The sequence below is a fragment of the Bathymodiolus platifrons methanotrophic gill symbiont genome (assembly GCF_002189065.1).
In the GTDB taxonomy this organism is placed as follows: domain Bacteria; phylum Pseudomonadota; class Gammaproteobacteria; order Methylococcales; family Methylomonadaceae; genus Methyloprofundus.
The window spans coordinates 13,212-27,589 of the sequence record NZ_BDMN01000131.1 but is presented as its reverse complement, the minus strand read 5'-3'; the positions used below and the strand labels follow the sequence as shown (position 1 = coordinate 27,589).

The window sequence follows — 14,378 nt, the reverse complement described above, 5'->3', positions numbered from 1 at the left end:
ACGATCAAAATGATTGCCTATCGAGCTGAAACGGCAATGGCCAATTTGTTGCGAGAAACGCTCTCGCGTCCTGATGAAGTTCGTAGTCTGTTACGGGCAATTTATAGTAGTGAGGCAGACCTGATTCCAGATCATGAGCAAGGCACATTAACGGTGAAATTACATCATTTGGCCAATCGAAGTTATGATGTCGCGATACAAAAATTATGCGATGAACTCAATAGCACAGAAACAAAGTTTCCGCGAACTAATTTAAGGATGATCTTTAAACTGGGATCAAAGTAAATTCCCCGAGATCAGGTGCTCTGAGTTTCATCTGCTATTAACCCCAGACTCCTAAGCAAACAATACTGGAACAATAGCCACTAGCAATAAAGTTGTACCCATCGTAGCTAATGGCAGTAGAATTTTTTCATGTCGATACCAGAAACTATCACCTTCCAGTGCAGCTTTTACTATTTCTTCATGGCCGACCATCTGTCGGGTTAGTAAATGATTAAGGGCAACAGGCGGAGTAAGGTAGCCGAGCTCGAAAGATACCAGAGTAATCATCCAGAAATGCACTGGGTTTATTCCATTATTATAAGCAATCTGAGCGACTGTACCCGATACCAGCACGACGGCGCCAAAAGGGTCCATAATCATGCCGATAGCTACCAGTACAACGATTAAAAAGGCCAGAGTCATCCAGATAGAAGCAAAACTATCCGGCATATTGCCTAATAAGCCCGAACGCTCAATAACACCCCCTAGCGCAAAAGAGAGTCCCATCAATAAGAGTAATGCACCGATATGAACAGTCGATTCAGAGGTTGCTTTTCTTATGGTATATTCAAATTTATGTGCATCCTTTTCCGGGGATGCAACCAGTACCATGCGTACAAACAACTTTTCATAAATAATCAGCCCAAGAATCATCACCGGCAGAATAACCGGGGCAGAAAACTCATCCATTTTCACGTCTAGCAAATAGTAATAGCCCAGGTAGATAGATAAAACAATCAGGGCATAAGGCAATAAAGGGGAAAGTGCATGTAAAAAAGGTTTAAAGGCTTCTTTTATCGGGGCTACGTGTAACTTTTCACGTTTAGTAAGCAATGCGAAAATAAAGAAAACGCAAGTTGTCGTCAAAAAGGTTTTCAGGCCCCAGTTAAAAAGCTGGTCGGTAACCACTTCTTTATTTAGTGCGGCAATCAAAACCACTAATAGACAGGGGCGTAGCACAACTCCGGCACTCCCCGTCATAGCCGTTGCAGCTAAAGCCAGTTGCCTGCGCGCTCCTGCATGGCGTAACTCCTCATAAACAATAGCCCCCATAGCGATGATAATAATACCTGAAGCCCCTGTATAAGCAGTAGGTACAGCCATAACAATAATGGCAACGACAGCCAGTAACTCAGGTGACATGCGCCAGGGTATAAAAGCCTTAAAAACCAGGTCTCCCAGTTGAGTCCGCTTTAACAACATACCCACCCAGATATACAGACCAATATTGAGGAACAGGCCCGCCTGATCAAATAGCAAACTAAAAAAGATGACTGGCCCTGCCCAATGCCCTTCAATCAGGAAAAAATAAATAGCCACAAAGAATCCCATATAAATATAGAGGGGAATAGACAGCATGGTATGCAGAATACTTGTGCTGGCCTTATGAAAATCCGGTGGTTTAATTAATTGCAACAGACTAATTGCAGTTAATAGGGCAAAACCTAGTATCAATAGCAGGAAAATTTCGGGGTGATCAACTGTCGTAGAGGATTGATAAATGCTGTTTCTATAAAACCAGGCAGAAAATAACAAGGTCATATTACCCAGTAATTGAGCCCCCGTAGAAATAAGGTGGTCCTGTGGTGTAATGATCGGCTTAAAGGCGATATGATTCTGTTTATAGGTACAAGTCGCAGTACAGATAAAAATCATCAATATCAAAAATAAACGCTGCTGTTCAAATGCGAATAAACTAATTCCGGCGACACCGGTTTCCAGAGTACGAAAAAGAATGATACCCGGAGTAATTCTGGCCTGGTTTTGTTCTGCTAAGTTGTGTTTTTCCTGACAGAGCAGGCTAGATTTTTGTAATGAGATAAGGGCTGCTTGACGATCAAAATCATCAGTTTCAAAAAGATCTTCTAATTCCCCTAATCCACCTGCTTCAGCTTCCAGCTTTGTTAGTTCAGTTTCAAGATCAGGATTAGGGTTACAATCCGGGGTGGGAATATCGGCTCTAAGTATAAAATAATCCTGCCATAATAATTCACCAATATTAAGTAGCCGAGCATGAATAAGTTCACTATTACCCGCAATAATAACCACTATCAATAGAATAAAAACCGGCAAGGTTGAGAGCCATTCCCGGTAGCTACGGAGCTTAAAGATTTTTAGCATAGTCACGATCTACCCATCTCATGGATTAAACTATTCGGCCACCACAATCAACAAAGTACTCTAGGGTAGCAAGCAGGAAAGCTCTTTAACCCTCCCGCTACTCTTTATCCGCTGCAGTACACTCAGGCTGCTGAGGGTCTTTTTTGCAACGTAACATCCGCATAAGTTTTAACATTTTACCGTTATAAATACCTTTATCCCGCAACCTGATTCGTGATTGTCTGAATACTTCAAGATATCCTGTTACGTCTACCTCAGGAACAGAAATCCACATTTTCGCTGGAATGGTATTTTCGTATTTTTTAATCTGTTCCACCCCCAGATCAAATTGACTTAAGGCAAATTCTCGAGATTTTTGCCCATATCCCTCAGGAAAATCAGTTTTACGTATCAATATCTGTATAGTCAATTGCACTAGTGAAAATTTAATAATGCCCCCATTGGGTTCAAGTCCTTTATACAATTCCATCGCTTCATAAACGATAGCGGGGCCATAGGTAACATCTACAGAACCATTATTAAACTTACTATACATAGTGGCTATTGAAGCACTGACAGGAGAGCCTCCAATAAAATTGACCATTTCCACTTGCGCGGGATCGGAATCTAAAATTGCAATACGTTTGCCAGCTAATTCACCGACTGTATCAATGCTACGATCATTAACGAACATATACCCAGCACCTGCCGGATATATGGCGACAACTTCATAAGGGCCACTAAACATGAGTTTTGCGGCTTTCTTGCCACTGATAGTGGTGATAACGGACTTTAAATGATCATAGCTTGGCATTGCACCAATGGCATCCAGAGTACCAGTAAAGGAGTTAAACTGGCGTGCACGAATACCGGTAAAACTTACTGCATCACATAACCCTGCTTTAAAATCTTCGGCTGCTACTCGCTCACTGGTATAAGGTTTTAGCTCTAGTTCAACTCCCCAGGCTAATGCCACTGTTTTATAATCCTTCATTTGAGCAAAAAAGGGGCCGTTCGCACCTAACAAGTCAAACACACACATTTTTTTAGGTACCGCCTGGGCAGTAGCAATACTGGTAATCATTAACACGAGAGTAATGAATGCCCTGGGCTTAAAATTTTTATATAAACTCAAAGTGACTTCCTCTTTTTTATTATTTTGTAACAAAAGCCGTTAAATTTTGTAGGTTTAAAAGCAGTTGAACACGGATTACATGGAAAATCAAAGTATATCAATTATATCAACAGTGTCAGTTTTAGTATCTGGATCATCCCAGAAAGTACCCAGTCCTGCTATAGGTGTTCGCTTTCCAGTTGCCTCAGTCCACATGTAGTCAGAGACAGCCTGGAGCTGAATAGTGACCACTTTATCCAGAAATAAAAAACGGGGGTTGGCAGGCATACTGCTTCTGGTATTCACATTATCGCGAATGATTGCTTTAATGCGTTCAGCATCACCCAGGCCAATATAAATTTTTGCCGCAACCACCTGAGCAAGACGCATACCTTGCTGCAAACCTGTTTGCATTGCCTTATCCAGCACTAGTAACGGTTCAATAGTCTCTGGTTTGTTAGCAGGAAAGCTCACCCAAATAGCCGCCTGAATCGCATCAGGAACACCCCACCATTGAGCATTATCCAGGCAGCTAGCACCTCTGCCGACTTTAAGGCTTATATCTAATGGAACGTTGGCACTCCCTTCGGAAGCAAGATCATTGAGTACCGCTTGCAAACCATCCATCAAACCAACTAGCCAATAAAACTCATCATTCCAGTTTGCAAACTGCGGGCACTTATTACCCGGTAATTCAGGGTAGGCTAATTCAAGATTAAGATAGCCTTTGAGTTGTCTCTGCGCAGCCAGATTGAGATATCTCTTTTGCTGTATTCTGGCATCCTGCGCCTCAGCGACGTTTTTGGCATGTATTGCACGCAGATACCGAAGCTCTTCTTCCCGTGCCTTGAATTCAGCACAACTGCCAGATAAAAAGTCTAATATGACCGCTAGCTTATATTAGCATAGTTTCAATTTTACCATAAATAATTATTGGGAAACTTCAGATTCAAGATTAAGATAGCCTTTGAGTTGTCTCTGCGCAGCCAGATTGAGATATCTCTTTTGCTGTATTCTGGCATCCTGCGCCTCAGCGACGTTTTTGGCATGTATTGCACGCAGATACCGAAGCTCTTCTTCCCGTGCCTTGAATTCAGCACAACTGCCAGATAAAAAGTCTAATATGACCGCTAGCTTATAGGGTGAAGCATTAATTTGAGAGAGGCTAGGGACTAATAGAGTTAATGCTTCCGCCATCACGCAGCCCATTGCCACATCATCAGTCTTTAAGACATAGGGAACAGCGTGATCTTCAATAAATCCGACTAACAGTTTGCCCTAGTTGTTGACGATCAAAATTGAGGTCACATATAACAAAGCCAGAGGTAGTATAAACCATGCCAGCCGGTGATATATCTTGCGCTGAGTCTGCATTTTCATCAACTCCTTAGCAGTAGAGTAGAGTAGCCCACATTAATCATTTGGTCAGTACTCGGGACGCTATTCATTCTTTATCTATAGCTGTACACTCAGATAATTGAGGATTCTTTTTACAGCGTACCAGACGCATAACTCGCAGCATTTTAGCGTTATAAACCCCTTTATCACGTAATGAAATCCGAGTTTTTCTATATATATCATGATAGCGGCTCTGGTTAGCCTCAGAAACATTCAACCACCACTTTGGGGCAATTCTCTGTTCATAGTTTTGTGCGAGTAACACTGCTTTATCAAACGGGCTGAATGCGTATTCACGTGACTTCTGGCCAAATTCTGCCGGAAATTCAGCTTTACGAATGATAATTTGCAAGCTGAGTTGTGCCACAGGAAAGCGAATAACTCCTCCCTTTTCCTGCAAACCTTTGTACAACTCCATCGCCTGATAAACAACGGCAGGTCCATAACTAACATCCACCAGACCCGAATTAAATTTGAGATACATTTCTGCAATCGTAGCACTCATAGAGGGAGTCCCAAGCAAACTGACCAGTTCTTGTTGTGCCGGGTCATTATCCATAACCGCGATACGTATATTACTGTGCCTGCCCTCCATTTCCGCATACTTACTGAGCAGGGCTCGATCATTAACAAACAAATAAGCCGCGCCAATAGGAATGACCCCAGCAACTTCATAGGGATCATTAATCATTAATGGAGCTGCCTGTGGAGCACTGATAGTACTAATAACAGTTTTTAAATGGGCATAGGAAGGTAGAGCACCCATTGCATCCAGGCTACCAGTAAATGAATTAAACTGACGACTTTGAATCCCGGTAAAACTTACCGCATCACAAAGCCCTGCCTTAAAATCCATTGCGGCTTTTACCTCACTGATATAAGGCTTAAGCTGTAAATCAACTCCCCAGTTTATAGCGGCAATTTTATAATCCTTCATCTGCGCATAGATCGGGCCATTTGCACCGAGTAAATCAAAGACACAAAGACTTTTTGATGCAGCAGAAACGACTACGCAATGCATTATTAATATAATGGCCAGTAATAGCCGGAAAAAACCATTGCTATAAATTTTCAATATTCCTCCGTTTTTGCTAACCCAAACGCACGTATTTTAAAATCATGCCAGCCCCTATGGCTTTGCTCACCTTACGTCTATTCGTTTGTAATTTAAAGCAGTTCATCAATATCAATTGTATCAACAGCCTTGCTGCTATCATCCCAAAAAGTTCCTACTTTGCCTAATGGCGTCCGTTTACCCATTGCTTCAGTCCAGAGACTGTCGGAAATTGCCTGTATTTGCAAACTGGAAACTCGATTAAGAACTTCATACTCCTGATTTTCAGCGGCGGGTTTGCTTAATTTGGCATAACGTCGAATAATTTGTTTTACCTCTTCAGTGTCCCCTTGCCCCAGATAAACGTGTGCTGCCAATACATGGGCGATATGCATTCCTTGCTCTTCACCAATTTTCATCGATTGCTGTAATACTTGTCTAGGAACTTTATCAACAGGCTCATTACCTGGAATCGCTATCCAAATTGCAGCTTGAATAGCTGCCGGTACTCCCCACCACTCTTCATTATCAAGACAAACAGCCCCACGACCAACTTTTGCCGCAATATCCATAGGCACCTCAGCACTGCCACCAGAAGCTATGTCATTTATAATGGCCTGTATTCCATCTAAAAGGCCGAGCATCCAGTAAAATTCATCATTGTCGGATGCAAAAACGGGGCATTCACCACCAGGTTCAGACATTGCCGAGACAAGAGCATAATATCCGGTTAATTGACGACGAGCAGCTAGGCCAAGCAGCCTTTGCTGTGCAATTCGAGCATCCTGAGCTTCAATAGAGTTTTTTGCATATATGGCTCGTAGGTAACGTAACTCCTGCTCCTGAGCCCTGAATTCAGTACAGCTACCTGCAACCAGGTAAAAAAGAATGGCAAGCTGGTCGGGAGGACTCGTTACTCTGGAAAAACTTAAAAGAAAGGGCGTAAAAGCTTCAGCCATTGAACAGCCCAGAGCGACATCATCGCTCGCTAGCATATAAGGCACGCCCTCATCCTTGGCATAGCCCAGCATAACATTCCCGGTACCTTTATAAACCGCTGTACAACCGTTCAGAAAAAAGGACAAAATAAGCAAGAAGAGTAAAATATTTTTTCTTTTCAAAGCGTTACCCAGTAAGTTATATGCATTTCTTATACGTCATTGAATGCATTCTAACTTATAAAATTAAATAAATCAGTTGAATCATGACTTCCCATCTAAAGCAGCTAGGTAGTTCGTATGAAGTTTACCTAAAATACGGAAAATTTATGCGATCCCCCCGTATTACGCTGAGCTTCATACGGGCTACTTTAGTTTTAAGCTCCTATTTGATGCCATCTTAAAGTTAATTGAGCTGTTTTACTTTCGCCAATTCATGTTTTCAGGGATAATGGAGAGTTTTGTAAAGTCAGTTTAATTCCGTAAGCGCATGAAACAAAAGTTAGAATCCCTCTTATTACACGCTGTTGAAACCCTGAAAACAGACGGTATTTTAGAGCGTGAACTCAAGCCACAAATCAATATTGAACGTGCGCGCGATCAGCAGCATGGTGATTTTGCAACTAACCTGGCAATGATACTGTGCAAACAGGCAAAAATGAACCCGCGCCAGTTAGCTGAAAAAATTATTGCAATCTTACCTGCAGATGAAGCAGTGACTAAAGTAGAACTTGCAGGTCCCGGGTTTATTAACTTTTTTATCGACCCTAAAGCACAGTACCAGATTATTAGTACCATTCATGATCTAGGTAACAAGTTTGGCCTAAGTCAGATAGGTGCCGGCAAAAAAGTTCAAGTGGAGTTTGTTTCTGCTAACCCAACCGGGCCATTGCATGTAGGTCATGGACGTGGTGCAGCATATGGCTCTGCAGTCGCTGATCTTTTAACAGCCGCCGGCTTTGAGGTTGAGCGGGAATATTATGTCAATGATGCTGGCCGACAAATGGATATTCTGGCAGCAAGTGTCTGGTTACGTTATCTGGAAGAATGTGGCGAAGTACTGACTTTCCCAAGCAATGGCTATCGTGGCGACTATATCCGTGAGATAGCGGCTAATATACACCGGGAATCAAACAATGAATATCGTCACCCAGTTGCCCTGGTTTTTGAAGAGATTCCTGCTGATGAACCACAGGGTGGCGATAAGGACAAACATATTGATGCCCTGATTGCACGGGCAAAAACGTTACTAGGCACTAAACAATATCATGATGTTTTCCAGGCGGGGTTAAATGAAATACTAGCCGATATCCGCATGGATTTAAGTGAGTTCGGCGTTGACTACCAGCAATGGTTTTCTGAAAGACAATTGATGGATGATGGGTCTATTGATCAGGCTTTAACTCGCTTACGTGAAGCAGGGCATTTATACGAAAAAGAAGGCGCCACCTGGTTTGCTTCCAGCCAGCTAGGCGATGAAAAAGATCGCGTAGTCATTCGTGAAAATGGTCAAAGTACCTATTTCGCTTCGGATATTGCCTATCATATGAATAAGCTGGACCGGGGATTTGATCAAATAATCAATATCTGGGGTGCCGATCATCATGGCTATATTCCTCGCGTAAAAGCAGCCATGCAAGCTCTTGGTGCAGATACGGACAAACTAAAAGTATTATTAGTACAATTTGCCGTGCTCTATCGCGGCGGCGAGCAGGTACAAATGTCTACACGCTCAGGATCATTCGTCACATTACGCCAGTTACGCAATGAAGTAGGGCTGGATGCAGCGCGCTTTTTTTATGTCATGCGCAAATCCGAGCAACATATGGATTTTGATTTAAAATTAGCGACCTCTAAAACAAATGAAAATCCAGTATTCTATGTGCAATATGCACATGCACGAGTTTGTAGCGTACTAAAAAAATTAGCAGAAAAAGGCTTGCAGCGCGATATTCAGGCAGGAGCAGAGAACCTGGACAAACTGACTGAAGAACAGGAAATAGCCTTAGTCAGCAGTTTGACCCGCTACCCTGAAGTATTGGAACGCGCAGCAGTACAATATGAACCACATTTGTTAATTAACTATTTACGTGAATTAGCAGCTGAATTTCATACTTATTATAATGCGCATCAATTTATTGTCGATGATGTCCCGTTACGTAATGCACGACTGAATTTAATTTATTCTGTAAAGCAGGTTTTGGCAAACGGGTTAAACTTGCTAAGGATTAATACGCCGGAAGCAATGTAATGGCACACGATTATAAACACCGAACTAGCAGATCAGGTCAAAGCCCTAAGCGGCCACCCGCCAGAGTAAACAAGCGCAAACCTGCAATTAGAAAGAGAGCAAAACCTAAGAGTAATCAGGAAAAAATCTCTTTGGGTCGCTGGAGCGTAGTGCTTGGAATTGTCGGTTTATTTGTTTATTTTTTGTATAGTTTATCTTTAACAAAACCGGACCAACAAGCAACCGTCACTAAACCAGCAACTCGACAAATAACGAAATTAACCCCTAAAAAAGCAGCTAAGAAAGCCGTTGCGCCTAAAAAAATAAAGCCTAAGCAAGAAATTCAATACGACTTTTATACTATTCTGCCAGAAGCAGAATTTGTTATTCCTGATCATGAGGTCAAAACACGGAAACGGGAAGAACGAGTAGGTAAAGCTAAAACAGGTGTTCAATATTCAGTACAGGCGGGTGCTTTCCGTAATTATAAAGATGCGGATAGCTTAAAAGCAAAATTAATCATGATGGGCTTTTCTCCCAAGATTGAAAAAGCCGTTATTGGTTCCGTAACCTGGCATAGAGTAAAAATGGGGCCTTATAACCGGCTGGTATCGGTTGACGCAATTCAGTCCCGACTTAAATCCAATAAAATGGACGCCCTGGTTATTGAAGTAAAGAAGTAATACCACTACCGGGGCCGGCCCGTGGAATGGGATTGGGATTGAGAAAGTATTCAACACCCCCCTCCTTAGTTAAGGAGGAGTTAGGGGGGCTGGATATATTAAAACTAATCATGCAATATCAATGACGCATGTTTTTTATACGATCCCCCCTTATCAAGGGGGAGGCTAAAAGCAGGTACTTTCACAGTCTCTTCAGTCCGCAACTCACTCCCGAGCATAGTGGAATATAAAAACTACAGATTTTTTGCTCCTGCTTGTATTGTAGGAAATACATCATTATTGCAATAATCTAGGTATAGTTTATTGCGTTCCTTCGCTGAAAATCAGGGAAAGGTAGCCTAAGCGAAGTGATGATTTTTAGTCCGCGATAGCCGTAGGGTCGTTGTTTTGTCGGAGTCTGAGCGTTAGCGAAGGTGGAGACAAAATAAAAGGCCATCCGACACGGCGTCAAGTCATTTGGAGCCTATGTTCCGACCCCTTGTTGGGTCGGGACGAGGTGACGAGGACGAATCGGGGCCGCCGGAGGCATAAGTGGTCGCGTTCTTCTGGGGACTACCAGCCCTCGCGTTCGCTCTCCATGGCTGGCAGCGGAGGCTGGATATATTAAAACTAATCATGCAATATCAATGACGCATGTTTTTATACGATCCCCCCTTATCAAGGGGGAGGCTAAAAGCAGGTACTTTCACAGTCTCTTCAGTCCGCAACTCACTCCCGAGCATAGTGGAATATAAAACTACAGATTTTTTGCTCCTGCTTGTATTGTAGGAAATACATCATTATTGCAATAATCTAGGTATAGTTTATTGCGTTCCTTATTAGCGGACTGAAGTCCGCTCTTGCGACATCAAGATTGGTATTTATCAAGTAATTGCTGGTAGTGTTGTGCTGATTCAGTTTTGTCTCGCTTTAAGGCGCCATTTCTAAAGATACGCGCTTTTTTTAGCAACATTTGGGTCGCATTTTGTTTATTTTCCTCGCTTATATCAGACTGAGCAATAATTTTTTCCAGCGCCTGTATTCTGAATCTATCCATACCCCAATATTTTTGCGATAGTTGATCCTCATGCCCACCGTATTTGTTTATTAAGGGCTGCTCTATAAACAGAACAGGATATTTTGCACTAATACGTAACCACAGGTCGTAGTCTTCACAGGCCGGGAGACTTTCATCAAACAGACCTACATCATCAAATACCGAGCAATGAATCATAATAGATGAAGGTGACATTGCACATAAAGGCAGACATTGTTTAAAGATCCAGCCGCCTGTTTTTTTATGCTTATTCATGGCATTGACTCTAGTCCCATTTCTAATCCATATTTCCTCGGTGTGGCAAACTTTTGTGTCAGGGCTCTGTTGCAATGCTCTGACTTGAATGGCTAGTTTTTCTGCTAGCCAGGTATCATCGGAATCCAGAAAAGCAATCCAGTTGCCTTTCGCCTGCCGTATCCCTGTATTTCTAGCTGCACTGACTCCCTGGTTTATTTGTACGATCACCTTGACCTGCGGAAACTCCTGTTTGAGCACCTGTGCGGTATTATCAGTAGAGCCATCATCAACAACAATGATTTCATCTGGAGGTCTGCTTTGTTCTAGCACCGAAACTAGTGCGCGTCTAAGTAGCGTGCCACGATTATAACTTGGGATAATAAGGGAGATTTTCATACCGGGAGGAAAAGACGATGATTTTTTCTGAGTGCAAGTAAAAAACAACAATGGGAAAGCTATTTTAGCGCAAGTAGTGCCTTAGAAAATACCTGGTACACAATTTCTTAAAAAACAGCATTTTGTACAGTATCAAATCAAGTAAGTTAAATACCTTACAACACAAGTGATTTAACCTGTTTACTAATAAGGAATAGCCTGAAAAATGGCTTTTTAGCTACATTTACATTAAGCCAATAGTTATACGAAGCAGTTATTATGCCAACAGTGGCGACAAATTGTCGCGCGTCAAAATGACACATTTTCAATACCCCTTCATTCCCATAAACTACGCCTAACTCTTGAATGCGTTCCTCTCTGGAATATCAGAGCTATCTCCTTCCTCTCATGCGGCTGTAATGGCCGCATTTTTTTTCTTCAGGGATTCCCGAGAATGAAACGAACCAATCACTCCCTTCCTCCCAAATACGCCGACCTCTTCTAAAGAGCTATTAAAGCATATTGCGTTTCATGAAGCAGGTCATGTTGTTGCCATATCCTTACGCAACCACCAGCAAAAATTACCCCCGGTTTTTTTTCAAATCATCATTAACAAAGACCAGCGCAAACACTCGCCCTTTTTTGCACAAGTCATTGGTGGCAGGTTAATAGATAACTTACCTGTTGCTGAAATAGAAAATAATTATTTAGGCTCCAGTGCCGAGCAAAAAAGCTTACAAAAAGCCTATGAAGCGGATGTTATTAACCTGCTTATTGGCCCCTTAGCAGAGGCTAAATATGTCGCGTTACGTGATGATGAAATATTTAACTTACATTTGGTCAATATAATTGCCTTAAAAAATTACGGTGGCCATTCAGATATAGAACAAGCCTATCGTTATTTAGAATACTTTATTCCTAGTCCAACTGAACGTGAGTTAAAAATTAACGAACTCTATACTAAAGCCTTTCGTTTTATTGATGAGTCTAATAACTGGCGGTGCATCCAGCATTTTGCCGATTACATACTCAAAAATAAACAAACCCAAATTTCGTGCGAACAGGCCAGTGCTGTTTTGGAGCCATTTTTAGTCAGTTAATTTTTCCATTAATTTGCTATGATAGTTGCACATACAAATTCCCGGAAATAACATGCAGCAGAATACCGTTACAGAACAAATGACTCAGGCGGGTCAAAAAATTGAGCATGACTCCTTTGCCATTGTCGATCAGGAAGTCGGGGCGCATAATTATTCAGCATCAGAATGGAATATCGTGCGTAGAATGATTCATGCCACCGCTGATTTTGAGTTTAATGGTCTCTGCAAGTTTCACCCCGATGCAGTATCTGCAGGTTTAAATGCTATCAGCCAAGGCGCGAATATCGTTGCTGATGTAGAAATGATTTGTGTAGGATTATCTAAACCTCGACTAAGTCATTTTGGTGTAAACACGCACCACTTTATTTCAGATGCTGATGTGATTACTCAGGCAAAAGCAGAGAATAGCACCCGTGCAGTACAGGCAATGCGCAAAGCTCAGCGCTTGGGCTTGCTGGAAAACAGTATTGTTGCCGTTGGTAATGCACCGACTGCATTACTGGAAGTCATCCGCATGATCAAAGAAGAAAACCTGCGCCCTGCATTAATTGTCGGTATGCCAGTAGGTTTTGTCTCTGCCGCTGAATCCAAAGCAGAAACTGCATTATTAAATGATATTCCCTGGATTGTTACTCAGGGGCGCAAAGGTGGATCAACACTTGTTGTGGCAGCTATTCACGCATTATTAGCACTCGCTGAGCAAGCTAATAAATAACGGTAGGAGCGGTCTTTAGCCGCGATTAAATAAGCGCAATCTATTCGCGGCTAAAGCCCCTCCTACACAGGTTCCGTTGTTATTTACACTTTGGATTTTTGCCTTTAGCTTGCGCCTCTTGACGCAACTTTAATGCTTTTGGCATCTGTTTTTGTAAATCAGTAATACGGGTTTCATGCGCGGGGTGAGTAGACATAAACTCAGGGGGTGTCTCTCCACCTGCTTTACCCATATTTACCCATAGTGTCACGCTTTCTTGTGGGTTAAAGCCAGCTTTTGCCATTAAATCCAGACCGTAAATATCCGCTTCAGACTCATGCGCTCTACTAAATGGCATGATAATGCCATATTCCGCACCTATCCCTAATAAGCCCATTCCTGTCTGTCCTAATTCAGATTGTGGGTTTAGTACCGCCTGAGTGATAGAGAGCCCTTGACTCACCGCTGTTTTTTGCGAAACACGCTCATTACCATGATTAGCTAAAACGTGAGCCACTTCATGCCCTAACACTGCCGCCAGTTGGTCCTGATTTTGCGCAACGGTCAAAAGCCCAGTGTGTACGCCAATTTTGCGCCCAGGCAACGCAAAGGCATTCGCTGAGGGCTCTTTAAAGACCACCACTTCCCAGTCACCACCGACTTCATTTGTAATTGCTGTCGCTACACAGCGCACATAAGCATTGATTTTTGCATCCTGCTCAATAGGCATATCCTTTTTTAGCGTAACAAAGGACTGCTCGCCCATTTGCTCCATTTCACTATCAGACATCATCAATAACTGGCTTCTTCCGGTAGGGGAGGTCCCACAGCTAGATAGTAGAGCAGGAATTAGTAGCAGGGGTAGTACTTTTGTTAGCATGATCTTTCCGTTACATATTAAATTTTTCCAGAGTATACCTGAGATTGAGTGGCTTAATACTGAATTATGCTATAGTCTGCTATGAAAAATAGGGCTCCATAAAGAAAACTGGTGCATGTAAAGCGGACCTTAGAAACCGTGAAAGTATTCTATTTTTTACCTTCCCCCTTGAAAAAGTGGGATTGAGGGGGATTTTATATAACAAACCTCCCCTAGCCCCTCCTTAACTAAGGCGGGGAATTATGTTGAATACTTTCACAGCCTCTTTAGTCCGC

At 42.4% G+C, this 14,378-nt stretch carries 13 protein-coding genes; 5 read left to right on the top strand and 8 right to left on the bottom strand.

The features are described 5' to 3' along the window. Window positions 1-285 (top strand): putative transposase (locus CDZ78_RS21830; RefSeq protein WP_167374222.1); only part of this gene is annotated, 285 nt, incomplete at its 5' end. 51 nt (window positions 286-336) lie between these two features. On the opposite strand, the gene CDZ78_RS08390 is transcribed toward CDZ78_RS21830, so the two are convergent. The 6 genes from CDZ78_RS08390 to CDZ78_RS08365 form a co-directional block, all read right to left on the bottom strand. Continuing rightward, entirely contained in the window at window positions 337-2,385 is a 2,049-nt protein-coding gene (locus tag CDZ78_RS08390) for a TRAP transporter large permease subunit (RefSeq protein ID WP_087869615.1), read from the bottom strand. Between the two features lie 97 nt (window positions 2,386-2,482). Next, window positions 2,483-3,499, bottom strand: a complete 1,017-nt coding sequence (locus tag CDZ78_RS08385) for a putative solute-binding protein (protein WP_244559197.1) — start codon at window positions 3,497-3,499, stop codon at window positions 2,483-2,485. A gap of 87 nt (window positions 3,500-3,586) precedes the next feature. Then, window positions 3,587-4,105, bottom strand: coding sequence for a hypothetical protein (locus CDZ78_RS08380; protein ID WP_087869614.1), 519 nt, complete (start codon window positions 4,103-4,105; stop codon window positions 3,587-3,589). A gap of 303 nt (window positions 4,106-4,408) precedes the next feature. Next, a complete protein-coding gene (locus tag CDZ78_RS08375) occupies window positions 4,409-4,693 on the bottom strand; it encodes a hypothetical protein (RefSeq protein WP_140413938.1) in 285 nt (94 codons plus the stop codon). Between the two features lie 229 nt (window positions 4,694-4,922). Beyond that, a complete protein-coding gene (locus tag CDZ78_RS08370; RefSeq protein ID WP_230990983.1) occupies window positions 4,923-5,951 on the bottom strand; it encodes a putative solute-binding protein in 1,029 nt (342 codons plus the stop codon). 92 nt (window positions 5,952-6,043) lie between these two features. Further along, window positions 6,044-7,051 (bottom strand): hypothetical protein, encoded by a 1,008-nt coding sequence (locus tag CDZ78_RS08365; RefSeq protein ID WP_087869612.1) that lies wholly within the window; start codon window positions 7,049-7,051, stop codon window positions 6,044-6,046. A 307-nt stretch (window positions 7,052-7,358) separates the two neighbouring features. On the opposite strand from CDZ78_RS08365, the gene argS reads away from it, so the two are divergent. After that, complete coding sequence (gene argS / locus CDZ78_RS08360) at window positions 7,359-9,119, top strand: arginine--tRNA ligase (protein WP_087869611.1); 1,761 nt, start codon at window positions 7,359-7,361, stop codon at window positions 9,117-9,119. After that, window positions 9,119-9,781, top strand: coding sequence for an SPOR domain-containing protein (locus CDZ78_RS08355; RefSeq protein ID WP_087869610.1), 663 nt, complete (start codon window positions 9,119-9,121; stop codon window positions 9,779-9,781). Before argS ends, CDZ78_RS08355 begins: the two co-directional genes overlap by 1 nt. 847 nt (window positions 9,782-10,628) lie before the next feature. On the opposite strand, the gene CDZ78_RS08350 is transcribed toward CDZ78_RS08355, so the two are convergent. Continuing rightward, a complete protein-coding gene (locus CDZ78_RS08350; protein WP_087869609.1) occupies window positions 10,629-11,450 on the bottom strand; it encodes a glycosyltransferase family 2 protein in 822 nt (273 codons plus the stop codon). A gap of 815 nt (window positions 11,451-12,265) precedes the next feature. Between CDZ78_RS08350 and CDZ78_RS23015 the strand changes: the two genes are divergently transcribed. Together CDZ78_RS23015 and CDZ78_RS08340 are read left to right on the top strand one after the other, a co-directional pair. Then, entirely contained in the window at window positions 12,266-12,529 is a 264-nt protein-coding gene (locus CDZ78_RS23015; protein ID WP_147636100.1) for a hypothetical protein, read from the top strand. A 52-nt stretch (window positions 12,530-12,581) separates the two neighbouring features. Beyond that, on the top strand, window positions 12,582-13,244 hold the full coding sequence (locus tag CDZ78_RS08340; RefSeq protein ID WP_087869607.1) for a precorrin-8X methylmutase: 663 nt from the start codon (window positions 12,582-12,584) through the stop codon (window positions 13,242-13,244). A gap of 79 nt (window positions 13,245-13,323) precedes the next feature. On the opposite strand, the gene CDZ78_RS08335 is transcribed toward CDZ78_RS08340, so the two are convergent. Continuing rightward, window positions 13,324-14,103, bottom strand: a complete 780-nt coding sequence (locus CDZ78_RS08335; protein ID WP_087869606.1) for a M48 family metallopeptidase — start codon at window positions 14,101-14,103, stop codon at window positions 13,324-13,326. Between the last annotated feature and the right edge of the window lie 275 nt (window positions 14,104-14,378).

Bases quoted from the DNA above. Each gene is read 5' to 3' on its own strand.
- CDZ78_RS08390 (WP_087869615.1), bottom strand. From the start codon at position 2,385: ATGCTAAAAATCTTTAAGCTCCGTAGCTACCGGGAATGGCTCTCAACC.
- CDZ78_RS08380 (WP_087869614.1), bottom strand. From the start codon at position 4,105: ATGGATGGTTTGCAAGCGGTACTCAATGATCTTGCTTCCGAAGGGAGT.
- argS (WP_087869611.1), top strand. From the start codon at position 7,359: ATGAAACAAAAGTTAGAATCCCTCTTATTACACGCTGTTGAAACCCTG.
- CDZ78_RS08355 (WP_087869610.1), top strand. From the start codon at position 9,119: ATGGCACACGATTATAAACACCGAACTAGCAGATCAGGTCAAAGCCCT.
- CDZ78_RS08350 (WP_087869609.1), bottom strand. From the start codon at position 11,450: ATGAAAATCTCCCTTATTATCCCAAGTTATAATCGTGGCACGCTACTT.
- CDZ78_RS08340 (WP_087869607.1), top strand. From the start codon at position 12,582: ATGCAGCAGAATACCGTTACAGAACAAATGACTCAGGCGGGTCAAAAA.
- CDZ78_RS08335 (WP_087869606.1), bottom strand. From the start codon at position 14,103: ATGCTAACAAAAGTACTACCCCTGCTACTAATTCCTGCTCTACTATCT.